The following is a 24388-nucleotide window of genomic DNA, read 5'->3' as shown; positions in this document are numbered from 1 at the left end:
GCGCGCCCATGGTGGCGCGCCTTTTTCTATCCGCTCGGGCCCATCGGTCCGGCGCTTTCCCCTACTTCCACTGACAAAGCATAGCGCCCGCGCCATCCGGCTGCGGCCGCGCCGATGTGCTATCCTTTTGCAAGAGACTTTGCTTATGCCCCTCAAACAAACCGTTCCCACGCTCCTGCTGGCCGGGCTCGCGGGCGAGATCGCCTTCGAGCTTTATGCTTGGCTGCTCTCCCCCCTCCTCTTTGGCGTCGCACTCGCCCCGGCGAACCTTGTGGTTGCGCTTGGCAAGATCGCCCTTGGGATCACCCTGCCCTATTGGCTTGGCTTCGCGCTGCATATCGCGCTTGGGATCGTCGGCTTCTCGGTCTTTGTTTGGCTGGTGCACCGCCTGACGCGGCTTGGGCTGGTCCTGTCGGGGGCGCTGTCGGGGCTTGTGCTATGGTTCGTCGCCCAAGGTCTGCTGGCCCCGGTGGTGGGGCGCAGCTTTATGATGGATTTCGGGGCCTACACGCAGTCATCTTTTGTGGGGCACGTCGGCATGGCCATGGTGATCGGCTATGCCATTGCCCTGCTGCAACGCCGCGCAGTCTGAAGAAGCGGCGGCAGCCGGGTTTGCCCCGCTGTCGCCTTTTATCCGGCGGTTTTCCATCGGTCGAGTGTGAGCGTCACCAGCGCCTCGTCAAGGTTCACCGTCACCTCACCGTCTTGGATCATCACCTGAAGCTTCATCGCGCGGCTGGCCATCTCCGCCAGCGCCTTGGTGTCACTCTCGGCCAGGTTCACCACCTCGAGGGTGTCAAAACGGGTGGTGCCGTTCTTGACCTTGTCCCACCAGATCTCAGCCGATTTGCCGCCATAGGGATAGACAACGACCTTGGCGGCCTTATTGCAGGACTGGCGCAGGACTTTCTCACTGGGCAGCCCCAGCGTGATCCAAACGTCCAACTCTCCGCTCAGGCTTATTTGCCAGATGTCCGGCTCATCATCCGTCGATAGACCCTTGGTCATTTCCAGATGCTCATGCGCGTTGAGGGCAAAGGCGACGAGCCGCACCATCAACCGCTCATCGGTTTCCGAAGGGTGTTTGGCGATGGTCAGCTTGTGGGTCTCATAATAGTGGCGGTCCATGTCGGAGACCGAAAGCTCGACTTTGTAGATGGTGGCATTCTGCGCCATGATATGTCTCGTTTTCCAAGGTAGGGGCTGCCTACGCGGTTGGGCCGACCGGGGAAAGGGAATAGTCCTTCGGCGTTGCGCGCGTTGGTATGCGCGACTGCGATCGTTCAGGGGTTTCGCGAGATTGCTTTTGGTCGGCACCTGCCACCATCCGAAATACAGGTCCCCAAATAAAGCGCCCGAAGGGCCCCGCTTGTCACCTACGATGCCGTTGTGCAGCGGGGCAAGTCATCCTACCTTGCCCCTATGATTAAACGTCGCACGTTTCTTTGGGCCCTCGGCTCTACCGCGCTCACCGCGACGGGAGCGTTTCCCCAAAGCAGCAGTGGCGAGGTTCTGCGCGGGTTCAACCTTATCGAGACAACGAGTGCGCCCTTCGGAAGCCAAGCCGCTGCGCTAAGCATCGCTCAATTGCGAAAGACGGGCGCGACGGCGGCAACGGTGATCCCGTTTCTATGGCAACCCGCGCCCACCTCCAGCGGCATCGTCATGGGGGACGCGCTGCCCCATGACAGGATCGCCGCCGGGATCGCGCAGTTGCACGCAGCCGGGCTGGCCGCCATCGTCAAACCGCATGTCTGGGTGCCCGAAAGCTGGGCGGGCGCCATCGTCCCCGCGGCGGGCACCGAAGGCGATTGGCACGCGGCCTATGAAAATTCCCTGCGCGCCATCGCGGTCACCGCAGAGCAAAGCCGCGCCGAGGTGCTGGTCCTCGGCACCGAATTGCGCGGCGTATCGGGGGCGGAGGCATGGGAGGGCACCATCGCCGGGCTGCGCGAAGTGTTCAGCGGTAAAATCACCTATGTCGCCCATGGCGCTGACGAGGCCGAGAAGGTTGCGTTCTGGCCGCTATTGGATGCCGTGGCGGTGTCGCTCTACCCCATCTTGGGCGCAGCCGGAGCGACCGCCGACTGGGATCGCGCCATCGCCAAAGAATTGGACCGGGTCGAGGCCGTCGCACGGAGACTTGCAAAGCCCATTTGGATCGCCGAAATCGGCATCCGCTCTGCCGAAGGGGCAACCGAGCGCCCGTGGGAAAGCGCCGAAGAACGCGCAGCCCCCGCCGATATGGCACTTCAGGCCGACGTCTTGCGCCGCTGGCTCCGCGCCCTTGAGGCCCGGGGCATCCCGGACCTATGGGTCTGGCGCTGGTTCACCGACCCTGAGAGCGGCGGCGCGGAAGACACTGATTTCACCGTGCAAAACAAGCTGGCGGAGGAGGTTATCGCAGATTTTTGGAGCAAGGGGTGAGCCAAAAATCCCGGCGATGTTCTCAGGCTTCACCGAGCAGCCTCGGCCCACCTAATTGCCGAACAAAAGCACAAAGGCGAGGGCTGCGCCGAGCAGGAATACCGTTTCAACCACCAGAATGATGCTGTAGCTGGGTTTGACCTTGACGACCTTCGCCAGACTGGTTTTCACCCCCAAGGCCGCGATGGCGATGACCAGACACCACCGGGATAGCTCGTTGAGGAACGCGAGCACTGCGCTCGGCAGCACTTCCAGATTTGCCAAAACCGCGCAGCCTGCAAACATCACCAGAAACCACGGCACGCCGACAGATTGCTGCTGCGCGCCTCTGAAGCTGAACATCACGAACAGCATCACGACGGGCAAAAGTGCGACGCGCAGTATCTTGACGTAGGTGGCAAAGACCCCGGCCTGGTCGCTGATGGAGTATCCCGCCCCCACCACCTGCGCGACATCGTGGATCGTGGCGCCAACCAAAAAACCACTTTCAATATCGCTCAGACCCAGCGATTGGAAAAGAATAGGATAGGCGATCATCGCGATGGTCGACAGCGCCGTGACACCGATCACAACGAACAGCGTGTCCTGCTCGCGGTCTTTATGCGGCGGCAGAACGGAGGTGATCGCCAAAGCCGCTGATGCCCCGCAGATGGCGACGGCCCCGCCCGCCAGCATACCAAAAGCGGTGCGGCGGCCAAAGATACGGGCCATCACCACGCCGCATCCAAAGGTCGCCAAAACCAAACCGACGATGGCAATGACAGGGGTAAAGCCAAGGCTCATAACCTCGGCCAGCCCCAACCGCAGCCCCAGCAGCCCGACCCCAAAGCGCAGCAGCGCCTTCGCGGCGAAATCGACCCCAATGGCGCAAGCGCTGTCTTCCGACAGGAAGTGAAACGCCATCCCAAGCAGCAGCGCAAAGAGCATCACCGGCGCGCCGTAGTGATCCGACAAGAACGTGGCGGCCACCGCGATGACAGTCGCGAGCAGCAGCCCCCCAGCATAGGGGGAGACGCGGGATTTGACGGTCAGTAGCATAGATTTTCCTCGGCGCGGCGTCAGGCTGTCTGCTGTTTCAGCCGAAGCTCGGCAGAACGGGCATGGCCTTCCATCCCCTCCATCCGGCTGATCCGCGCGGTGCGCAGGGCCAGCTCATGCGAGGCTTCGGCATCGCAGCGTTGCCATGTCACGGTCTTGGTAAACTTGTGTACGGAGAGCCCCCCGGTATAGCGTGCAGCCCCACTGGTGGGCAGCACATGGTTCGGCCCCGAGGTTTTGTCGCCGAAAGCGACCGTGGTCTCCTCCCCCAAAAACAGCGAGCCATAGGCAGAGAGGCGGTTGAGCCACCAGTCGAGGTCTTCGGCCTGCACCTGAAGATGCTCCGGCGCGTAGCGGTCGGCCACTTGGGCGGCCTCCTCGCGGGTCTCGCACAAGACCACCTCGGCGCGCTCTGCCCAAGCCACCCGCGCGGCACTGGCGTTCGGCTCCGGTAGGCTGTCGATCATTTCGGGCGCGCGCTGCAACACGGTTTCCGCCAGCCTGCGGTCGGTCGCGACCAGCCAAACCGGGCTGTCGGCCCCGTGCTCCGCCTGACTGACCAGATCCCATGCCACCGTTTCAGGGTCCGCGCTGTGATCGGCGACCACCAGTGAATCGGTTGGCCCGGCGAACATGTCGATCCCCACAGCGCCGAACAACATGCGCTTAGCCTCTGCCACATAGCTGTTGCCGGGACCGACGAGGATATCGGCAGGCACACCGCCAAACAGCCCCATCGACATGGCAGCGACCCCCTGCACCCCCCCGAGGTTCAGGATCAGGTCCGCGCCGCAAAGGTCCATCGCAAAGATGATCGGATCGGGAATGCCGATGCCGGGGCGCGTGGGCGAGCAAGCGGTGATATGCGGCACGCCCGCGACCTTGGCGGTGGTGATCGTCATCAAAGCGCTGGCGATATGGCTGTAGCGTCCGCCGGGCACATAGCAGCCCGCGCTTGAGACGGGGATTTGCTTCTGGCCCGCAATCAGCCCCGGCATGATCTCGATTTCGCAATCACCCATCGTCGCCTTTTGCGCTTCGGCAAAGCGGCGGATGTTGGCATGGGCAAAGCGGATATCATCCTTGAGCTCTTGCGGCACCCGCACAGAGGCGGCGGCCCGTTCCGCTGCAGTGACCACGATATCCCCGGTCCAGCCGTCAAGGTCGCGCGCATAGTCCCGCACGGCAGCCTCACCGTCCTCTTCGATTTTGGCGAGCATCTGTGCAACCACGCCGCGGATGTCTTTGCCCTCAACCGCCGGGCGGGTCTCGGCTTGCTTCAGATAGGTGATCGCCATGGGCTTACCTCGGTTAGAATTGGGAATGTCGATGGATCGCCTCGGCCAGCACGTCGATCGTGTCAAGGATCGGCACGGGGGCGGTCAAAGCGGGGGCGAGCAGCGAAAACTCTGAGCAGGCGATGAACAGAAGTTCGGCCCCCTGCACGGTCAATTCGGTCGCCGCTTCCGCAAGCGTCTGCTGCGCCTGCGGGGTGATCCCCTGCGCCTTGATCAGTCGGATCGCGGCCAGTATGCGCTCGGCATCGGTGGGCCAGAGCGCCGTCAGCCCGGCGCGGTCAAGGGCGGCGTCAAACACCCCGGCCATGCGCACGGCAGGAGAGGCAAGAATCCCGACAGAAGCGCCTGAGCGAAGTTTCCCCGCCGCGCGGTCGACCGACAGGGTCACCATATTCAGGAAGGGGATCGAAACCGCCGCCTCAATCGCCGGGGCATAGTGATGTGCCGTGTTGCAGGGCATGGCGAGGGCCGTGGCCCCTGCCCGTTCCAGCCGCTGTGCCATCGCAGCTAGCGTGGGGGTGGGGTCTTCCCCGGTCCCGTCGATCAGATGGGCGATGCGCGACGGCACCTGAGGGTTCATGTCGATCAAAAGCGGCAGGTGGTCGGCGTCGTCTTGGGCATCGACTGTCGCAAGCACACGCTGTTGCAGCAGGATCGTCGCTTCCGGTCCCATGCCCCCCAATACGCCGACGATTGGGCGGCTCATGATGCCACCTCGCCCACGGCTTCGCAGATCAACTCGGCGATCAGCGCGCAGTCGTCTTCCGAAAAACTCAGCGGCAGGCGCATGTCGAAAAGCGTCGCCATGATGCGGTCTGTCGCGGGCATATCTTGCGCTGGAACATAGCGCCAAGATGGATGCGCAGAGGTGAAGCCTGCAGGCTCTTTCGCGCCGAACCATTTAAGCTCCACGCCCCGCGCGGCAGCGGCCTCCAGCACGGCGCGGCACTGCGCGGCGGTGAAGTCTGGCAGGCGGAACTGGATGGAGGAACCCACATGCGTTTCGGCGGAGGGTAGCTTGATGGTTGTAACGCCGTCCTGTGCTTTCAGCCTCTCCTCAACCTGCGTGTAGCGGGCGTTCCAGCGGGCGATGTTGCTGTCGAGGTCGGCAAGCTGCGGACGCAGGATCGCGGCGCGCAGCGCATCCATCCGCGCCGAGCAATTGGGCATGTCATAGCGCGCATCGGTATAGGCCTCAGGCTGCGGCCCGGCCCCGTGGCGTTCATAAAGCATGTAGCTGCCCGACAAGATCGTCGCGCGGGCGGCGATTGCGGCGTCGTCGGTGGTCAGAAACCCGCCTTCGCCGGAGTTCATGTGTTTGTAAGTCTGGGTCGAGAAACAGGCCACTTTGCCGAAATTGCCCGACCGAATGCCGTTCCACCGCGCCCCCATCGTGTGGGCGCAATCCTCGATCACCGTTACCTCTGCCGCGTCACAGATCGCCATCAGCCGGTCCATGTCACACAGATGCCCGCGCATATGCGACAGCAACAGCACCCGCGCGCCGGAACTGGCAATTTTGGCGTCGAGGTCATCAAGGTCGAGCCGCAGATCCTCGTCGATCTCGACCAGCACGGTCTCAGCTCCCACCGCCCGGATCGCGCCGGGCACCGGGGCCAGCGTATAGGCATTGGTCAGCACCTTGTCGCCCGATGCCACGTCGCAGGCGCGCAGGGCGATTTGCAACGCCTGCCCGCCCGAGGTGACGGCAAGGCAGCAGCTGCTGCCCTGCCAATCACGGTATTCGGCCTCAAGCTGGGCCACTTCCCCAGCCTCCCCCGGCGCGAGGTTATACCGGTGCAAGCGGCCTGACTCTAGCACCGCGACCGCCGCCGCGATGGCGTCTTGGGAAAGCCCCTCTTGCTGGGTGAAACTGCCGGTAAACTTGCGCGCCACTTAAGCTGCCTTTCTTACAGGTTGACCCAGCGGTTGGCGGTGTCAAAGGCGAAGTCATAGCCGCCCAGAGCCGCCGCGCCGCCGGTGTGGAGGAAGACCACACGCTCGTCCTTAAACGTGCCTTTGCGGGCGAGATCAATGAGACCAGCGGCCCCTTTGGCAGAGTAGCATGGATCAAGCAGGATGCCTTCGAGCTCGGCAAACATCTGGATCGCCTCAATGCCGCTGTCGGTCGGGATGCCATAGCCTTCGCCGACGTAATCGGTGTTGGCCATCACATCCTCGCGCTTGACCACGCCCGCGCAGCCCAGCTTCTCGGCGGTTTTGCAGGCGAGGTCATAGACCATCTGCTCTTGCTTGGGCTGCGGCGCGCGGGTGCCGATGCCAAGCACAGGGATCTGGGCGTTCATCGCGCACATGCCGGTGACAAGCCCGGCTTGCGTGCCGGAAGAGCCCGTGCCGTGAACCAGCCGGTCAATCTTCATGCCCGAAGTGTTCACTTGGTTCAGCAGCTCAAACGCACAGTTCACATAGCCCAAAGCGCCCGTGGGGTTCGAGCCGCCGCCGGGGATGATATAGACTTTATGGCCCTCGGCGCGCTTCTTTTCGGCGGCCTTTTCCATCTCGCCGGGCATGTCGTGGCCCCCGGGGAATTTCTCGGTTGTGGCGCCGTGCAGATGGTCCAGCAGCACGTTGCCATTGGTGTTGTAGTTGGCATCGTCATAGCCGGTCCGGTCTTCCAGCAGGATGTGGCAGGCAAGGCCCAGCTTGGCGGCAGCCGCGGCGGTCTGGCGGCCATGGTTGGTCTGGGTCGCACCTTGGGTCATCACCATGTCCGCGCCCTGTTCGATGGCCTCGGCCATCAGGAATTCCAGCTTGCGGGTCTTGTTGCCGCCCGTGGAAAGCCCGGTGCAATCGTCACGTTTGATCCAGATTTCGGTGCCGAGCTCTTTTGACAGGCGTTTCATATGCTCAAGCGGGGTTGGCAGATGGGCAAGGTGGACGCGGGGAAAACGAGAGAGGTGCATGGATAATCCTTGTCGTAGCTATGGGTGTGCAGCGGGGCGCGTTGCCGCTGGTTGACCTTGGTGCGAGACGGGGGCCAGCGTTGCACCGGCCCCTGCCCATCATGTTATCCGCGCATTAGCGCATAGGAAGGATCATATGGCGAGGGATCGATCACTTCGGTGCCAACGATTTCCCCATAGAGATCAAGCGGGATTTGCGTGCCAGGCGTGGCCAGCGCCGGATCGACGAAGGCATAGGCGAGGTTCATGCCCACCCGGTGCCCCCAATCGCCTGAGGTTACGGTGCCGACAACCTTGCCGTCTTGCATGAGTGAGGCACCGCCATGGGCCGGGGCATGGGTCGCGTCGACCTTGAGCGTCACCAGTTTTTTTGCGCGGCCCTTCTTCCATGCGCTTGTGCAGGGCGGCCTTGCCAATGAAATCGGCGGGCTTTTCGGGTTTTACGAAACGGTCCAGCGCGGTCTCAAATGGGTCGAACTCGGTCAGCAGGTCAGCTTTCCAGTGCATAAAGCCTTTCTCCATCCGCATCGATTCCACCGCACGGGCGCCGAAGAGCTTCAGACCATGCGTCTTGCCAGCGTCGCGCAGGGCCAGATAGGCGGCATAAAGCGCGTTGTTGGGTACGTGGATTTCATAGGCCAACTCGCCCGAGAAACTGACGCCTAGCACCGTGGCAGGTGCAAATCCGATGAAACATTCGCGCAGGCTGAGCCATGGGAACGCCTCTTTCGACCAGTCGCCGCGCGCACAGGCGCTGAGCACGTCGCGCGCCTTTGGCCCGGCGAGCACGAGGATCGTTTGGTCATTGGTCAGGCTGCGGATCTGCACATCCTCGTCGTCGCGCAGATGGAGATTAAGCCAGTCCATGTCGTGGTATTCGCTGGCGGCTGCCGACCCGTACCAGACTCGCTGCGGGCCGCGGTCCGAGGCGGGCAAGTTGGCCACTGTGGCCTCGCCTTTGACCATGCCGTGGTGGTTCAACAGGTAGCCCAGGCCCACACGTCCGTCGCGCTTGGTGACCGCGCCGCAGAACATCCGGTCAAGGAAGCTGTGGCGATCGCTGCCGGTGATCTCGAACCGGTTGAAGCCGTTCACCTCGCAGAGGCCGACATTCTCTTGCACGTTCTTCACCTCCGCCGCGACCACGTCGAATGCCTCGTCGAAGTTAGAGCTGAGGGTCGGGTGGAAATCGGGCGACGGCTTGATGTAGTCGACCCGCTCCCAGCCGTTGACCACGGTAAATTCAGCACCCTCGGCGGCCATGACGGGCGTCAGGGGTGTGGTTTTGGCAGGGCGCGCTGCGGGGCGATGCTCATGCGGGAAGTGGAAGCGGAATTCGTTCTGGTAGTCTTCGATGGCCTTGAGCGCGGTGAGTTCGACATTGGCGTGCCCGGTGAAACGGCGCGGGTCGATGACCCAGGTGTCATACTGCGCCTCACCATGGACGACCTGCTGGGCCAGCAGCCAACCGTGGCCGCCGCCCTCGCCCAGACCTGCACGCAGGCCGATGATGCAAAAGGCATTGCGCTTGCCGGGGATTGGGCCAACGAGCGGCGCGCCGTCGATGGTATAGGTGATCGGACCGTTGACGATGGAGCGGATGCCGGTTTCAGCGAGCGCGGGCATGCGCTCAAAGGCGCCTTCGAGCACGTCCATGACCCGCTCAAGATCATCCGGGCACAGGGCGTTGACGAAATTGGGGTCGATCCCGTCCATTCCCCACGTCTTGCAGTCCTGCTCATAAAAGCCGACCAGCAAGCCGTTCTTTTCTTGTCGGCTGTAATAGTCCGAGATCGGACAACGCAACAGGGGCATGCGGTGACCGGCCTCGGCGATGGCTGGGATGTCTTCGGTCAGAAAATACTGGTGCTCCATCGAGGCGACGGGATGATGCACCCCCATCATGCTGCCGACCTCGTTCACACGGTAACCGCAGGCGTTGACCACGATATCGCAGTCGATGTCGCCATGTTTGGTGTGGACCGTCCAAGTGTCGTCTTTGTGCTGCGTCAGGGCGGTGACCGGCGTGTTGCGATAGACCTCAGCCCCGGCCTTGCGCGCGTGAAAAGCCAAAGCCTGACAGAGCTGGGCCGGGTCGATATCACCGTCAAGCGGATCCCAAAGCCCGCCCAACAGGTTCTCGGTTGAGATGAGCGGGTGGCGCCGGGCGCATTCTTCGGCGTCGATGACTTCCAAATCCACATCCATGCCGCGCGCCATCGATGAGAAGTGGCGATAGCCCTGCATCTGCGCTTCGGTATTGGCCAATCGGATGCCGCCGTCAGCGTGGTGGTAGTTGATCGGATACTCCGGGTCTTCGGACAAGCGTTTGTAAAGGTTGATGGAATGGGTTTTCAGCCCGACCATCGTTTGATTGGCCCCAAAATTCGTGACCTGCGCCGCCGAATGCCAAGTTGTGCCTGACGTAAGCTCATCACGCTCGACCAAGACGACATCTGTCCAGCCTTCTTGTGTGAGATGATAAAGCGTCGAGCAACCAGCGATACCGCCGCCGATGACAACCACCTTGGTCCGAGATTTCATGGGGTGCGCCTCCGATAGATACTGAGATCAGAGGGCCAGAAAGAGGGTTAAACAACAAACGCTAATGCGGGTGTTGGGAAAAAATCGCAAGATAGTTTCGATAGCTTGATTAGACCCCGAAGCGGCAATAGCCCTGCCCTCTACTCTATCAGTTGGAAACTCTCTGCCAACCAAGGCGTGCTGGCGTGCAGCGGCTCGATCACATGTTGTCGAATGAGGTCGCGCATCTCGGCATCAACCAATTCGACGACAGAGCGCGAACAATCCGGCGTGCTCATCAAGGCCAATGTCCGCGCAAAAGCCTTGCCCGGAAAGCGGTGCATGCGCAGATCGCCATGAAACCGCGCGGCGCGGGAAAACAACAGCGGGGTTGTGATCGTCCAGCCCGCATTCGCCGCCACCATCGCCATCAGGGTCTGGTTGTTGCTGCATTCGAACCGATGCGGCGACGTGACCCCCAAGCGCCGCAAGTGAGTGTCAATCTGCCGGGCGATCATCAGGTTGCCGGAAAACCGCAAAAAGGGCAGCTTTGCCCTGCCCTCCATGATCTGTGAGAGGGTTTCCGACGCGAGACGGGGCAGAACGATGATAAAAGGGTCACGCAGAAGCGGGCGCTCTTGCAGGTCGCTGATCGTTTCCCCGGGCGCGGTGCATATACCGAGATCGAGCTGGCGGTTGCGCAGCATGCCGATCAGGTCGTGGCTGACCCCGGTATGATAGCTGAAATCGCAGCTGGGCATCGTCTTGGTCAGGGAGACTGCCAAATACGGCACGATATCGCTCTCCAAATCTTCGATCGCACCGACTTTAAGGAAGCTCGCGTCGGCGACGCTGCCGGCGGAGACCTCGGCCTTGGCCTTGCGGATCGTGCGCAGCGCCTCGTCGATTTTGCGCGAAAAGACCTGCCCTTTGGGCGTCAAGACCATCGGACGCCGGGCATGGTTGAAGAGTTCAACACCCAAGTGGTCTTCCAAGCTGCGCAGATGATGCGACACGGTGCTTACCGTCAATCCCGCATCCCGCGCGGCGGCTTGCAGCGACCCTTCCTTGGCACAGACTTGAAACAGTTCGAGCGACTTCAGGCTGATATCTCTGGCGGCTTTGGTCCGAGCCATGGCGGCGTCCTATTCCTGCTGACCCTGCGCTAAGGTGTAGCATTGTTTGAGATGATAAATATCAAAACTTCACAGCAGGCAGATGGTATTCTGAAGTTGCCCAAGCTGTAGAAGTCTCAGGCTCTCGGAAAACTACGAACCAACGCGGCCCAGAAATGACCGACGTCTAGAACAAGAACGTGGAAGCAGATAGCATGACCAACGCGGAAAACGGCGATTTGATAGAGCTACGATTTTCACGGAAACCTTGCTGAAACAAGGTGGTACCCAAGGCCGGACTCGAACCAGAACGCCTCGCGGCGGGGGATTTTGAATTCTCACGAATTATCGCTAAATCAACAACTTGAGACCAGACGGCTCACAGCTCAATGCACTAATCTTAGCGCGTTGTGTGAGTAAAAGTGGGCGGAGATTACACTTGCGCCTTGATCACGGCTAACGCCAACTACGTCAATTGATCAAATACTTTCAGCGATGACAAACCAAAGAGAACACGTGCAATCTGGCGCTTCCATTAGGTCGACCTAATCCCTATTCAGCGGTCCAACCGCCGTCGACCAACAATGCCGTGCCTGTCACCATCGCCGATGCATCGCTGGCCAGATAAACCACCGCCCCCATGATATCTTCAATCTCGCCGACCCGGCCAAGTTTGATTTTATCTAATATCCACGCCCGGCGCGCCGGGTCTGACAGGGTTTGCTCACCTAGCGGTGTGCGGATGAAGGTGGGGCAAAGCGTGTTGATGCGCACAGATTTCGGGCCCCATTCGATTGCCATTGCCTTCACCATTCCTTCCAGAGCGTGTTTCGACGCGCAGTAGACGCCTCGGTCGATGCCTCCGACATGTCCCATCTGGCTGCCTACATGGATGATCGAGCCGGGACGGCCTGCCGCGATCATCTGCTCAGCGGCTGCGGATGATAGGAAGTAGGCAGCCCGGAGATTGACGTTCATTACAGCATCAAAATCCTCGGGCGTGGTTTCCAAGGCAGGACCGTGGCGTGCCATCCCAGCGGAGTTCACCACAATGTCAAAGGCTCCGAGCGAGGAGAGCGCCGTGCGGGTCGCCTCCACGTCCGCGATATCGAGCCTCTGAGTTTCACAGCTCAAACCCTCTGCCTCCATCGCCGCCTGCAAGTCCTTCAGAGGTGCAGCGCTGCGCGCCGCGCAGACCACATGTGCCCCTGCCCTTGCCAGAGCGGTTGCAGCCCCCAATCCGATACCGGACGTTGCACCTGTTACGATTGCGCGTTTGCCTGAAAGGTCGAAACCGGCGAAGGACGGAAGTTGCATTGTGGTCTCCTCAGACAGTTGCAGGCTATTCCGCCGCTTCGTGGTGGGCCGCGGCTTCACCGTATGGAACGTTTTCACCGCCGTAGCGGCGCACGCGTACATTGCATTGCTCCGCGTGTCCGACAAAGCCCTCCAACATGCACAGGCGCGAACCATAGGCACCTACAAGTGCGGCGGCCTCGTCTGTGGTGACCTTCTGATAGGAGTGGGTCTTGAGGAACTTGCCAACCCAGAGCCCGCCCGTATAGCGCCCCGCCTTATGTGTTGGCAGCGTGTGGTTTGTACCGATCACCTTATCGCCATTGGCTACATTCGTCCGCGGCCCGAGGAACAGCGCCCCGTAGCAGGTCATGTTTTCAAGGAACCAATCATCGCGGTCGGTCATCACCTGCACATGCTCCGAGGCGATATCATCGGCGACCTTTAGCATTTCCTCATAGGTATCGCAGACGATCACTTCGCCGTATTCATCCCAACTGATTTTTGCCGTGCCCGCAGTCGGCAGGATCTTTAGCAAGCGATCAATCTCGGCCAGCGTGTCCTCAGCCAATTTACGTGAATTGGTCAGCAACACGGCCGGAGAATTATAGCCGTGCTCGGCTTGGCCCAGCAGATCGGTCGCGCAAAGCTCGGCGTCGGCCGCCGTCTCATCCGCGATGACCATTGTTTCGGTCGGCCCAGCAAAGAGATCGATCCCCACACGCCCGTAAAGCTGGCGCTTGGCCTCAGCGACAAAGGCATTTCCGGGACCAACCAACATATGAACCGGCTCGATTGTTTCGGTCCCAAGCGCCATGGCACCAACGGCCTGAATGCCGCCCATCACATAGATCTCGTCAGCACCACCCAAGTGCATAGCTGCAATAACGGCGGGGTTCGGCTTGCCATTAAAGGGAGGTGTGCAAGCCACAATGCGCGGCACCTCGGCCACCTTAGCTGTCGCGACGGACATATGCGCGCTGGCCACCATCGGGAACTTGCCCCCGGGTACATAGCAGCCGACAGATTGAACGGGGATATTCTTGTGCCCCAGAATGACCCCCGGCAGCGTTTCGACCTCGATATCAGTCATGGAGGCGCGTTGGGCGCGGGCGAAGTTTACCACCTGCTCTTGCGCGAATTTAATGTCTTCCAACTCGCGGTCGCTCAACTGTGCGATCAGGTCGTCGATTTCCTGCTGGCTCAGCCGGAACGACGCGGGGCTGTAATTGTCGAACTTCTCGCTTAGCTCGCGCACAGCAGCATCGCCGCGGGCCTCAATAGATTGGAGTGTTGTTTCGACGACTGCGCGAGTTTTGGCGTCATCGTCAGCGCGGGCAGCATCGGACTTGCCCTTTTTTAGGAAGGTAATGGTCATGAGAGGGTCCTTTGATCAGGCTCAAGCGAGGTTGGCTCATGTCTAAGCCGCACACCACCCGTTGCAATATTTTCTACAAACATTGAAATTATTTCATACGCTCTTTTAGTCAGAGGGCCTTTGCCGAAACTTCTGCACAAGTGAGGCTCCGCCGAGTTGCATCAGCGTGTGTTCCGAGCCGACTACAAAGAATGACCCTCCAGCGGCGCGATGTCCCTCCAAAGGTTCCGTCGGCGCACAGTAAAGGCCAGTCGCCGCGCCCTTTGCCGAAAGAATATCGCGCGTCATCCCGGCCACTTCGGGCGCAAAGAAATCTGACAACCCGTGAGACACCGCCAAATCCGCCCGCCCGATGAAGAGCGCGTCGACCCCATCAACATCCGCAATTTCTGCGTGATTAATTACGCCGTCGGGGTCTTCGATCTGACAGATCAAGGCAACTTCATCGCGCGCCTTGGTAAGGTGCTCCTTAAGGCTGCGCCCCGCGTAATCCGCCGCCCGCGAAGTGCCTGCAAAACCGCGCCCGCCGGGGCCGTAGCTTACGGCACGCACGAGGTCTCTTGCCTGCGCAGCCGTCTCGACATGGGGTACCATCACACCGGCCGCGCCGCCGTCCAATACGTTGAGCACCCAATCCGGCGTGGCGACGGGCACCCGAACCACAATCGGACAACCCTCGGCCCGGCCCGCCATTGTCATGACATCGACACTGCCCCGATCAAACGGGGCGTGTTCGGCATCTACCACCAGAAAATCGAAACCCGCACGGGCCATAATCTCTATGACGATCGGATGGGGCGTTTTGATAAAGGCGCCCAACATAGGCTCGCGCGCTTCGAGTCGCGCTTTGAATTCAGCATTCGTCATCATTTTATCATTCCCTTTCAGCACTCAGGCCGTTTGCAACTCAACTGCGTCATGTGCGTCTGTCACCCTGCGGGAGAAGACAACTAACACGCCGAACACCACAACTGCGGCCAAGGTGGCGGGCCAAGGCGGCATCAGCGCGAGCCCTATCGGCACGGCCCAAAGCAGGCGCGAAATGCCGCCCCATGGCAGCCGTGCGCCACCCAACAGATGCGCCACGCCGAGAGCAAAGATTCCCCCTGACAGCACGGCGCGCAGAATGTCGCCCAACTCGCCGCCGCCTAACATGCCGGGATAGGCGATGAAGAGCATGGGCAGGGCATAGGCCGTGGCTCCAAGGCGCAACGTCTCGCCTGCCACCTTCATCCAAGGTGCTTGCGCAATTGTCGCTGCGACAAAGACACCGAGGCAGACCGGCGGCGTAATGACCGACAGCGCGGCGTAGTAGAGCACGAACATATGCACAACGAGCGGATCGATCCCTTGCTGGATCAGCGCCGGGGCGAAAACCGCAGCGACCATGACATAGGCGGCTGAGGTTGGCAGGCCCATGCCTGCAATCAAGCAGACAATCGCCATAAGCCCCGCAATGAGCCAGATCTGCCCCTGCCCGATTGCCAGCACGGCTGACGTAACTGCCACGCCGAAACCGGTGAGGTTGATCATGGCCACGAACACCTGCGCCCCGACCAGAAGAATACCGACGATGACCACGCCTTTGCCACCCGCTTCCAGTGCGCGAAGGATGATGCCAAACACTGCACGTGGGTCTTCTCCGCTGGAAATTCGTGCGACAAGGACAGCCACCAACATGGAGATCATCCCGTAGCAGGCCGTCAATTCGACCGAATTGCCATTGAAGACGCCAAACCCCAACCCCAACAGCGCTGCGGCGATTGGAGCGAGTCGCGCAAAGGTCATGGCTCCGCGCCAGTCTGGCAGGTCTTCGGCAGTCACCGGGCGAAAGCCCTGACGGCGGGCGATGACGTGAACAGTCGAATAGATGCCAAGGTAGAACAGCAGCGCAGGAACGACGCCAGCCAGCGCGATGGACCAGTAATTCACGCCCACAAGCTCTGCCATGACGAATGCGGCAGTACCCATGATCGGGGGCGCCAACTGTCCACCAGTTGAAGCGATAGCCTCTACCGCGCCAGCATAAGCAGGCGGATATTTTAAACGCTTCATCAGCGGGATCGTGAAGTTGCCCGTCGTTGCGACATTGGCCACCGTAGACCCGTTGATCGCGCCAAAGAACCCTGACGCGAATGTTGCGATTTTGGCGGCACCTCCGGGACGGGAGCCGCCCAAACGGGCCGAAAGGTCAAAGAAAGTCTCGCCCGCCCCGGTGTGCAACAGGATCGCACCGAACAGCACAAACGCCGCGAGCGTAGTTGATGCCACATTGACCAGCATCCCCCAAAGGCCACGGTCAGACAGGAAGATGATTTCTGTGAGATAGCCTGCGTCAAAGCCACGGTGCCCAAACTGGCCGGGGATCAGATAGCCGAAGAACGCATAGGTAACGGCGGCGATGACAATCAGGGGAAAGACCCAATTGGAACTGCGGCGTGCCAGCTCAAGCACGCAGGCCAGTGTGCCGAACCCCATGACCATGTCCCAACCATTGGCCCAAGGCAGATCGTTCATAATAGTTTCGTAGTTGGCGATGATATAAACGCCTGAAACCGTTACCATGCCTACAATTGCCGCATCGATTACGATACCAAGTGGGCGCAGGCGGCTGCCCTCGAAAAGCGGATGCATCAGCACGGCCAAAGCCGTGATCGTCATCACAAAGATCGCGCGCTGCACGAGCGATTCAAACGGCCCATTGAAAGAGGTGTAGAACACGAACACCCCCAGAAGCACGGCAAGTGCGGCAATGGCTGTCTGTCGGAAATTGGCGAACATCGGGGGAATGGGCATCACGGCACCTTGGCACAAACGGAAAATGAGGGGCGACACGCGCCGCCCCTGCTGAAAGATGGACTGTTACTTGAGGCGGTCCGGCACGGACAGGCCGATTTCCTCATAGTAACGGATTGCCCCCGGGTGCAGCGGGCTGGTCGCGTATTGCAGTGTCAGCTCCGGCAAATTGAGCCCCTTTACCGTCGGGAAGGCCGCGGATTGCTCTTCCATATTCTCCATCACAGCCTTGGTAAGGTCATAGGCCGTTTGGTCGTCCATATTGGGTCGTGCAGAGACACCGATCATGAAGCCCCAGACCTTGTAAGGGCCAGAGTTCTCCATATCGCCGCCCGGCATATCCACGATGGAGAGCTCCGGCAGCGCTTCGCGGATCTTGGCTTCCTGCTCGCCGTCGATGCCAAGCGCCGTCAGGGGCGTAAAGGCCGCGATGTCGGTTGTAAGTGCGTCAAAGGAGGTGCCGACGGCGCTTTTCACGAAGCCTTCGGAACGGTCGTCCTTGATTGCGTTGGCCTGCTCGCTGTTGGTGCCCCGCACCCAATCGGGAGATATTTCCAGCAGGTCAAACACAGCCAGCGCCGTGGCTTCGGTCGAAGACCCCCGCATGCCTGGCCCGAACTTCTTACCGTCGATGTCTGAAAGCTTTTCGATGCCGGAATCGCGGCGAACGACTGCGTTTTGCGGTGCAAGCGAATAGGCCCAGAGCAGTTTGGACTCGATCGGATTGCCATCGAAGCTCTTGATGCCATTGTAGGCGTGATAAAGCGTCGAGGTGGTGATCAGCCCGATATCAAGCTGGTCGCGCGCCATGCGCTTGAGGTTGTCGACCGTCGCACCGGTTTCCACAACCGAAGCCTGATAGGCATCTGGGTATGCGCCGTTCACAATCTTTGCGAGCGAGGCGAAATAGGCGTAATGCGCGCTCTGCGAGTTGGTGGCACCAAAAGCGAGCCGAGTTTCGGCTTGGGCGGGCAGTGCCAGTCCGGTGACGGACAGTGCAGCGGCGGCAGCGAAAGTGCGTAGTTTCATGGGTATCCTCCAAATATCATGAAACGATCCCGAAAGGGACGTTCGAGGTGGAGGTTAGCCACAGTGCATTGCGGCTATGCAATTGCAGTCTGTGTTAATGAAATATTTTCACTACCCACTTTGCCGTTCTTGCAGTTCAGCGGGCAGCACGCGGATGTCACCTGTCTCCAGATAACTACTCGCGTCCATAATGATATCGACTGCCTGATCCAGCATACGGCGCAGCGGTTGGCGCATCGTCGTCAGGCGGTAGGACTCCCACGCCGCCATCGGAATGTCATCAAACCCGATCACCGCGATATCGGCAGGAACGGAAACTCCATTCATCCGTGCGGCGTCAAGCGTGGCGATTGCCATAATGTCATTGGCGCAGAACACCGCGTCAGGCATGGGGCGCAGAGCCAGCAATTCCTGCGCAGCGGCATAGGCCTGCCGGTAACTGAACCCTCCGTCGAATTGCACAGCAATTTCCCGGCCTGCGTCCTCTAACTGGTCGCGAAATCCGCGCATGCGTTCAAGATGTGTCGAGGTATCGCGCCGGCCGCCAATAAAGGCGATGCGTTGCCGCCCCCCGTCGAGGAACCGTCGCGCAATGGTGCGCGCACCGCCGTAGTTGTCACAACAGACCGCCATCATAGTGCTATCTGTCTGAACCCGATTCAACAAAACAGCCGGGATCCCGTTTTCTCGACAGGCCCGCGCGAGCTTAGATGTAATTGTAGAACTGGCGAGGATCACACCCCTGGTCCGGAAATCGATAACCTGCCGGATCATAGAATCCACATCCTCAGCCGCAGGCACGACATGCATGATCGCCTTCAATCCACGGTCAGGCAACATGCGGGTCAATTCGTCGATCGCAATCGGGTAAAACGGGTTGCGCATTTCGCTGACGACCATGGAGATCGTGTTGCTGGAATGTTTGGCCAGCACCTGATCCACTTTACTGACATAACCAAGTGCGGTTGCAGCGGCGAAAATCGCCTTGCGTTTTTCCTCAGCAATCGGCGCGCTGCCACGGTAGGCCCGCGACACGGCAGAGACCGAAACGCCCGCACGGGCAGCGACATCCTTGGCAGTGACCTTTTTCATGACTCGGTCTTAACCGACTTTCATCAGCGGTTGAAATTATTTCACGCCATTTGTCGAAGAGATCATCGCTAGACGGCTTTGTACCATTGCTTCAGAGCACCGGTCGTCTCGCCTGGGCATTCCAAGGTCGGCAGATGCCCAGCACCTTCGACGATCCAAAGCGTCGCACGGGGGAGCAACTCTGCCATCAACTCATGTCGCGCAACGGGACACAAAGCGTCGTCACGGCCGCAGAGCACCAATGAAGGGCCGGCGTATGCGCGCAGGGTCTCCTGCTGGTCAGGTCGCTGTTGCAATGCGCGCGACTGCCGCACGAAAACCTCTGCGCCGAGACTGTGCGCCATGTCGCGGCAGAGCCCTTCGATGTCTGGCCGATGCGCTCTGGGTGCAAGGTACCTTGGGATCATTTGCTCGATCATAACCGCGCCAAGCCCGCCCGACATAACACGCTCTATCTGAGGCTCTCGTCCGGCTTTGACCGCTTCCACTTCGGCCAGCGGATTGGTGTCCAGCAGGGCAAGCGCGGCAACCCGCTCTGGTGCCTGCCGCACCACTTCCATTGCAACAATTCCCCCCATGCTGAGACCGGCGAGCGCAAAGCGCGCCGGTGCCCATGCGAGGATATCCGCAGCCAGTGCTTCCACCGTGTCATGGGCGACAATTGAAGCCAGCAATATCGGCACAGTCCCCGACAGCGCGGCAATCTGCGGCCCGAAAAGCCGCGCGTCGCACATCATGCCGGGGATCAGTACGAGCGGCAGTGTCTCAGCCATTGCGCCATGTCTGTCCAGCAGGATCATCAGTTGCGATCACGTGATAAAGCGCCGCTTCGCCGGACATCGAGGGCACCGCGCTGTGCCTGAGATTTTCCGGCACGCTCATCGTGTCACCGGGGGCAAGGGTGGCGCTGCCGCCTTCCCATTCGACGCGCCAGTGCCCTGCTACCGGCATCAAAACCGACGGTTTGTCATGGCTATGCATTTCGGTGCTGGCATTCGCGCGGGTCAGGAAATCGATCTCAAAACCGGGTTTGTCGCGGATGATACCGTTCTCCCCGATCACCTTAACCGGCCCTTCACCAGACAGCGCCACCATATCGAGGTAACGTCGCACGTAGCCGCCCAGCACTTGGGCGGCTGTGGGGCAATCGATCTTTGCAAGTTCGTCCTGCGTCAGCAGCGGCATGGGGTCAACGCCGTCAGGAAGCGTCTCGCCTTTCTTGCTGTCATAAAGCTTGCCGTTTGCGCCAAGGATCAGCCCGTGGTCCTTAGCATCCTCAATAACATGCGGCGCCCAGATCACACCGCCCCCAGCATCGTCGCCGCCGAGGATGGCCATGATCATCCCGTAGTCGGTGCCAATATTTTCGAAACCCCGAAAGATATTGGTGGGGATGTTGAAGATATCGCCCTTTTCAAGAATGACCTCGCCCGCGTCTCCCTTCTCGCCCCAAAAGAACCGCCAGCGGCCTGAGAGAATAAAGAACACCTCTGCTGTGCGGTGGTTGTGCAGCGAGTTGCGACACTTCGGCGGTTGCCCTGCCGCGCCGATATTGAACCCATGCGGTGTCGTGATGTGAACATGCTGGTCCGGGCTTTCCGAGACTCCACCGCCGATGATGGTGAAGTTTTCCTTTTGGTTGCTGCCCGGCGTGTGGGCGTCAATGAAAGCGGTCTTGCAGGGTTGCAGATCGCCGTAACGGACAATGCGGGCTTCCATGTCTGCGGGTGTCATTCTCTTCTCCGATGTATTGCCTCGACTGCCGTTTGGCGCGCGGGCATGAATATTGCGGCTTCCCAAAAACGGTGAATTGTCAGCCGGTTTGCAGGATGATCTGCTTCCACAAGGCGACTTCGTCGTAGAGCGTGTATTCGCGGCGCAGGCCCCAAGGGCCGAACTCAGCGTGGGTCATCCCCATGATATGCACGCGCTTGCCAGTGGGTTGCCCAAAGCTGCCCCAGCCATCATGTGCCCCGTCCAGAGACCAGCGCACGGCCGCACGGGGCGGCATCATCGGATCGTCGCGCCCGATGACGTGGTTTACCTTGAATTCAGCGTTCGGAAAGGACGCGCGCAGTCCCAGCCAATGCTGATCGACCCCGCCATGCGACAGCGCCGTGACGCCACCAGGATATTCGCCCGTTACCGCCCGGTCATACTCCTTGGGAATAACACCGAAGTCGGCCGCCATCATGCGCGTCAGAATATCCGCCAGCTTTGCGCCCCACTCGTTGTCATTGCCGCGCCCCGTATAGGGGCCTGCAATGTCATTTTCCGGCAAGTAAGGTTTTACGCAGGCTTCGGCACCCCCTTCGCGGGCGATCAGGTCACGCGCAAAATCCGCAGGCTCCCAGCCCAACTGCCGCACAATGGCGCCTTGGTCGCGAACCAGCCATTCATCGGTGATCGCATTTTCCCGGGCGTAGCAGTCAGCGATAATGCGGTATTTCAACTTCTTGCCAGTGGGCGCGCCATAGACCCCGGCGTTGGCGTGGGTCGCTGTCGACAACAGCCGGTGTGAGCTGAGGAAGCCATCGTCGTTGCCTCCGCACCAGATTACATCCTCGCCATAAAGCGTGCGATCAGGAAATTCTGCCAAGGTCGCCATGGTCGCGGCGACCACATTATCATTGCCCACGACGATGGACCCAGGAGAACGCACGGGCATTTCCTTGCCATAGTAGTGATCAAGCGTGGCGATACCGCGGTCTTCCCAAATCTCTTTGGTGATCCCAATGATATAATCGGGGAAGTCCTTCCACTTCTTATCGAAGCCTTTCATTAGCTTTTTCCTTTCTGATTGCGTGTCGAACAGCGCAGGATGAGAGGACCGTCAATGACCACCCGGCGCGGCGCGGTGTTCGGTTCCCGAATGCAGGTCATCAAAATATTGACCGTTTCATCCACCATTCGATTTACGGGTTGGCGCACAGTCGTGAGGTTGTAAGCAGGCCAAGCGGCGAGTTGAACGTCATCGTACCCCACGACAGAGACGTCTTCAGGCACGCGCAGCCCCAGCTCAAAACGCAACACATCCATGACCGCAAAGGCCATATGATCGTTGGTTACAAAGACCGCATCAGGGATTTCTGTGGCTGTAAACATCTGGCGCGCGGCCTCGCAGGCGGTCTCGTACTTAAACATGCCCTCGCCCCGCGCAAACAGCGTCTGCGCACCCTTTGCAAGCCCCATGAGCAGCCCGGTTTCCCGGTCCCGCGTGGTCGAAGCGCCGTCCCATCCCGCGATATGGGCAATCCGCTTGTGCCCGGTTTGCAAAAGATGCTCCGCAACCTTCAGTCCCCCCGCCACGTTGTCAGAGCGCACACAAGACAAGCGATCATCGTCTTGCTGGCGGTTAAACATGACGATCGGGATGCCCGCGGCGTCGCAGCGCGCGGTGAGGTTGGAGGACATCGACACCGACGCGGTGATGATCCCGTCGACCTGATAATCCAGCAATTCGTCGATCACCTTGTCAGTGGTTTCAGTGTCGTTTGACGCCATGAAGACCAGCACATGATAGCCTTGGGCCTGAAGCGCATGGGACAGTTTTTCGATAGCTTCGGGATAGAACTGGTTTTCCAGATAAGCCACGACCAACCCGATGATCCGGCTCTTGCCCGTGATGAGGGACCGCGCCAGCACGTTTGGGCGATAGCCAAGCTCTTGCGCCGCTGCGCGCACCTTTTTGGCGGTTTTTTCTGAGACCGACGCGCCCGGCGTGAACACACGGCTGACGGCGGATTGGCTAACGCCTGCCCGTTCTGCCACCTGCAAAGATGTTATCCTGTCAGCCATATGTGGTCCTGTCCTTCTTGCCTTATTTTCCGCCCCCGGTGCTAGAGGCGGCCGTTCTCAAATCAGTTTTCCGGAAGGCGAATTGGCCCTAGGTTGCGCGCCTTATTGAACTCATGCAGCCGCGCAAAAACATCCACGCCCAGTTGTCGATAGGCGTCGAGCAGATCGACCAGCACCCAGTTTTCACGGATCTTACCCGCCTCGATCCGCCAAAAGTCCAGCGACCGCATGGAGATTTTTTTCCCCGAAGGGGCGATACCCATCCACCCGTCGTCTGACACGGATTGAATCATGTTCGGCCAGCCCGTCACGGCTGCATAGTTGGCTTCGCCGAAGAGGTGGTAGTCGGTCCCGTCCACATGCTGGCCGCGGTCCGGCATCGCCCGCAAGAACGGAATCTGATGCCAGTTGCGAAAGCCATCCACGCCGCGCCCGGTGCCGATCCCCGCAGGGCCGTACCAGTTCATTTTCGGATGCCAGAATCTCTCCATCTGCATAACCTCAGGTCCGCCTTTTGCGGGATGCCTTGTGAGGTGATCGAGCATGTCGGCAATGTGCTGAGTGCTGGCCGCAGCCTGTTGCGCATCACGGGGGGCTTCGATCAGCCCATTTTGCGTTGCAGGGCCGGGCACGCAGAACTCGCGGCCCAAGGAGGGCGCCATGGGCCAAGCTCCCGCCTGCATCATTACCTCTGGAATATCCCAAATTGCCTGAGATTCGACGACCTTGCCTCTCTCAAATCGGTAGAACTCGTGAAAGCGCATATGAGTGAGATGGCCAGTTGGCGGAATGTCGAGCCAAGGCGAGAGGAAGGTACCGAAGTAGTGCCCCCCGCATCCAACCCATTCGGCCCCCTCAGGGGTTTGACCAGCCATAACGATCCAATCGCGCCGCTCCAGATCCGGCCATGCAGCCTGCAACGGGGCAAGGGCTGCATCGCAATATCCATCAGCCCCCGTCAGATCGCCGAAGGGATGACAGTGGTGAAACACCGCATCGGGCGCAACGATATCTGCCAGCGCCTGCTTGGCTACTGCGACATCGCCCTGATGCAGCGCCGCCCGCATTGGGGCGAGCGCGCGTTTGTTGGCAGCGTGCCTATCCACGAGCTGTCTCCGGGCGCGGCGCGACGCGGATGCCGTTGTCAAAGGCCTCCCAGCCTTCCCCGTCAAAAACATCATGTCCGAGCTGCGCCAGAACATCCGGGAAATCCACCATCACCCAATTGTCAGTGATGCGCCCCTCTTCCACCTTCCAGAAATCCATGTAGCGGATCGTCACGCGCTTGCCCGTCGGTTCGATCCCCATAAATATGCCCGAATGGGTCGCCTCCTGACGGCCAAAGGCCGCCGCCCATTCGCCCATGAATAGCCGCGCTTCATCCACGCAGGTCTTCTCGGAAAAGGCCGCCTGAAAGGGCCGCTGCCAGTTTTCCTGAAAGGCTTGCAGCCCCACTTTGGTGCCGCATCCGCGATTGCCCATCCAGCGAAAACTCTCGGCAAAGAACTGGCCGATGTCGTCAATGCGGTGGTCATTCAAGCCGTCCACCATGCCTTCGATCACGGCACGGGTTTCGCCTGTCTTACTCAGGTCGGTGTCGCGCGTCAGCACGGCTTGTTCTGGTCTGGAACCCTTCATCGGGTCATCCTTTCATCTTGTCTTAACATGCAGTTA

Annotated in this window: 21 protein-coding genes and 1 pseudogene; 2 read left to right on the top strand and 20 right to left on the bottom strand. The window is 60.3% G+C overall.

What is annotated here, in order from left to right:
- Positions 1 to 145: 145 nt before the first annotated feature.
- Positions 146 to 592 (top strand): hypothetical protein, encoded by a 447-nt coding sequence (locus tag R1T45_RS12300; RefSeq protein WP_317390998.1) that lies wholly within the window; start codon positions 146 to 148, stop codon positions 590 to 592.
- Between the two features lie 38 nt (positions 593 to 630).
- Here R1T45_RS12300 and R1T45_RS12295 read toward each other — a convergent pair whose 3' ends face one another.
- Complete coding sequence (locus R1T45_RS12295; protein ID WP_317390996.1) at positions 631 to 1176, bottom strand: YaeQ family protein; 546 nt, start codon at positions 1174 to 1176, stop codon at positions 631 to 633.
- Between the two features lie 246 nt (positions 1177 to 1422).
- Between R1T45_RS12295 and R1T45_RS12290 the strand changes: the two genes are divergently transcribed.
- Positions 1423 to 2427, top strand: a complete 1005-nt coding sequence (locus R1T45_RS12290) for a glycoside hydrolase family 113 (RefSeq protein WP_317390995.1) — start codon at positions 1423 to 1425, stop codon at positions 2425 to 2427.
- A gap of 51 nt (positions 2428 to 2478) precedes the next feature.
- Here R1T45_RS12290 and R1T45_RS12285 read toward each other — a convergent pair whose 3' ends face one another.
- The 19 genes and pseudogenes from R1T45_RS12285 to R1T45_RS12195 all read right to left on the bottom strand — a co-directional run bounded on the left by R1T45_RS12285 (position 2479) and on the right by R1T45_RS12195 (position 24352).
- Positions 2479 to 3465 carry a YeiH family protein gene (locus tag R1T45_RS12285; RefSeq protein ID WP_317390994.1) on the bottom strand — a complete coding sequence of 329 codons (987 nt, stop codon included), beginning with the start codon at positions 3463 to 3465 and terminating at the stop codon, positions 2479 to 2481.
- A 20-nt stretch (positions 3466 to 3485) separates the two neighbouring features.
- Entirely contained in the window at positions 3486 to 4763 is a 1278-nt protein-coding gene (gene hisD / locus R1T45_RS12280) for a histidinol dehydrogenase (RefSeq protein ID WP_317390993.1), read from the bottom strand.
- Positions 4764 to 4776: 13 nt separating this feature from the next.
- Positions 4777 to 5469 carry an aspartate/glutamate racemase family protein gene (locus tag R1T45_RS12275; RefSeq protein ID WP_317390992.1) on the bottom strand — a complete coding sequence of 231 codons (693 nt, stop codon included), beginning with the start codon at positions 5467 to 5469 and terminating at the stop codon, positions 4777 to 4779.
- Positions 5466 to 6659, bottom strand: a complete 1194-nt coding sequence (locus R1T45_RS12270; RefSeq protein ID WP_317390990.1) for a DegT/DnrJ/EryC1/StrS family aminotransferase — start codon at positions 6657 to 6659, stop codon at positions 5466 to 5468. The genes R1T45_RS12275 and R1T45_RS12270 overlap by 4 nt, the downstream gene beginning before the upstream one ends.
- A gap of 14 nt (positions 6660 to 6673) precedes the next feature.
- Positions 6674 to 7687: a D-cysteine desulfhydrase gene (locus tag R1T45_RS12265; RefSeq protein WP_317390988.1), complete on the bottom strand. Its 1014-nt coding sequence runs from the start codon at positions 7685 to 7687 to the stop codon at positions 6674 to 6676.
- Between the two features lie 104 nt (positions 7688 to 7791).
- Positions 7792 to 10231: pseudogene (locus R1T45_RS12260) on the bottom strand (GcvT family protein).
- Between the two features lie 140 nt (positions 10232 to 10371).
- Entirely contained in the window at positions 10372 to 11346 is a 975-nt protein-coding gene (locus tag R1T45_RS12255) for a LysR family transcriptional regulator (protein ID WP_317390986.1), read from the bottom strand.
- 531 nt (positions 11347 to 11877) lie between these two features.
- Positions 11878 to 12642 carry an SDR family NAD(P)-dependent oxidoreductase gene (locus R1T45_RS12250; RefSeq protein WP_317390985.1) on the bottom strand — a complete coding sequence of 255 codons (765 nt, stop codon included), beginning with the start codon at positions 12640 to 12642 and terminating at the stop codon, positions 11878 to 11880.
- A 25-nt stretch (positions 12643 to 12667) separates the two neighbouring features.
- Positions 12668 to 13999: a histidinol dehydrogenase gene (gene hisD / locus R1T45_RS12245; protein WP_132443257.1), complete on the bottom strand. Its 1332-nt coding sequence runs from the start codon at positions 13997 to 13999 to the stop codon at positions 12668 to 12670.
- Positions 14000 to 14104: 105 nt separating this feature from the next.
- On the bottom strand, positions 14105 to 14869 hold the full coding sequence (locus R1T45_RS12240) for an HpcH/HpaI aldolase family protein (RefSeq protein WP_120351251.1): 765 nt from the start codon (positions 14867 to 14869) through the stop codon (positions 14105 to 14107).
- A gap of 21 nt (positions 14870 to 14890) precedes the next feature.
- Positions 14891 to 16795: a TRAP transporter fused permease subunit gene (locus tag R1T45_RS12235; RefSeq protein WP_317390984.1), complete on the bottom strand. Its 1905-nt coding sequence runs from the start codon at positions 16793 to 16795 to the stop codon at positions 14891 to 14893.
- A gap of 66 nt (positions 16796 to 16861) precedes the next feature.
- On the bottom strand, positions 16862 to 17824 hold the full coding sequence (locus tag R1T45_RS12230; protein WP_317390982.1) for a TAXI family TRAP transporter solute-binding subunit: 963 nt from the start codon (positions 17822 to 17824) through the stop codon (positions 16862 to 16864).
- A 111-nt stretch (positions 17825 to 17935) separates the two neighbouring features.
- Positions 17936 to 18916: a LacI family DNA-binding transcriptional regulator gene (locus R1T45_RS12225; RefSeq protein ID WP_120351254.1), complete on the bottom strand. Its 981-nt coding sequence runs from the start codon at positions 18914 to 18916 to the stop codon at positions 17936 to 17938.
- A 68-nt stretch (positions 18917 to 18984) separates the two neighbouring features.
- Positions 18985 to 19689 carry an alpha/beta hydrolase gene (locus R1T45_RS12220; RefSeq protein WP_317390980.1) on the bottom strand — a complete coding sequence of 235 codons (705 nt, stop codon included), beginning with the start codon at positions 19687 to 19689 and terminating at the stop codon, positions 18985 to 18987.
- Positions 19682 to 20650, bottom strand: coding sequence for a cupin domain-containing protein (locus R1T45_RS12215; RefSeq protein WP_132443254.1), 969 nt, complete (start codon positions 20648 to 20650; stop codon positions 19682 to 19684). Before R1T45_RS12215 ends, R1T45_RS12220 begins: the two co-directional genes overlap by 8 nt.
- Positions 20651 to 20729: 79 nt before the next feature.
- On the bottom strand, positions 20730 to 21698 hold the full coding sequence (locus R1T45_RS12210) for a nuclear transport factor 2 family protein (RefSeq protein ID WP_317390979.1): 969 nt from the start codon (positions 21696 to 21698) through the stop codon (positions 20730 to 20732).
- Positions 21698 to 22714, bottom strand: coding sequence for a LacI family DNA-binding transcriptional regulator (locus R1T45_RS12205; protein ID WP_317390978.1), 1017 nt, complete (start codon positions 22712 to 22714; stop codon positions 21698 to 21700). The genes R1T45_RS12210 and R1T45_RS12205 overlap by 1 nt, the downstream gene beginning before the upstream one ends.
- A gap of 62 nt (positions 22715 to 22776) precedes the next feature.
- Positions 22777 to 23781, bottom strand: a complete 1005-nt coding sequence (locus R1T45_RS12200) for an ester cyclase (protein WP_317391083.1) — start codon at positions 23779 to 23781, stop codon at positions 22777 to 22779.
- Between the two features lie 31 nt (positions 23782 to 23812).
- Entirely contained in the window at positions 23813 to 24352 is a 540-nt protein-coding gene (locus R1T45_RS12195; RefSeq protein ID WP_317390977.1) for an ester cyclase, read from the bottom strand.
- Positions 24353 to 24388 lie beyond the last annotated feature (36 nt).

It is taken from the genome of Sulfitobacter sp. LC.270.F.C4, assembly GCF_032922545.1.
GTDB classification, from domain to species: domain Bacteria; phylum Pseudomonadota; class Alphaproteobacteria; order Rhodobacterales; family Rhodobacteraceae; genus Sulfitobacter; species Sulfitobacter profundi.
This window is presented reverse-complemented; position numbering and strand designations above follow the sequence as displayed.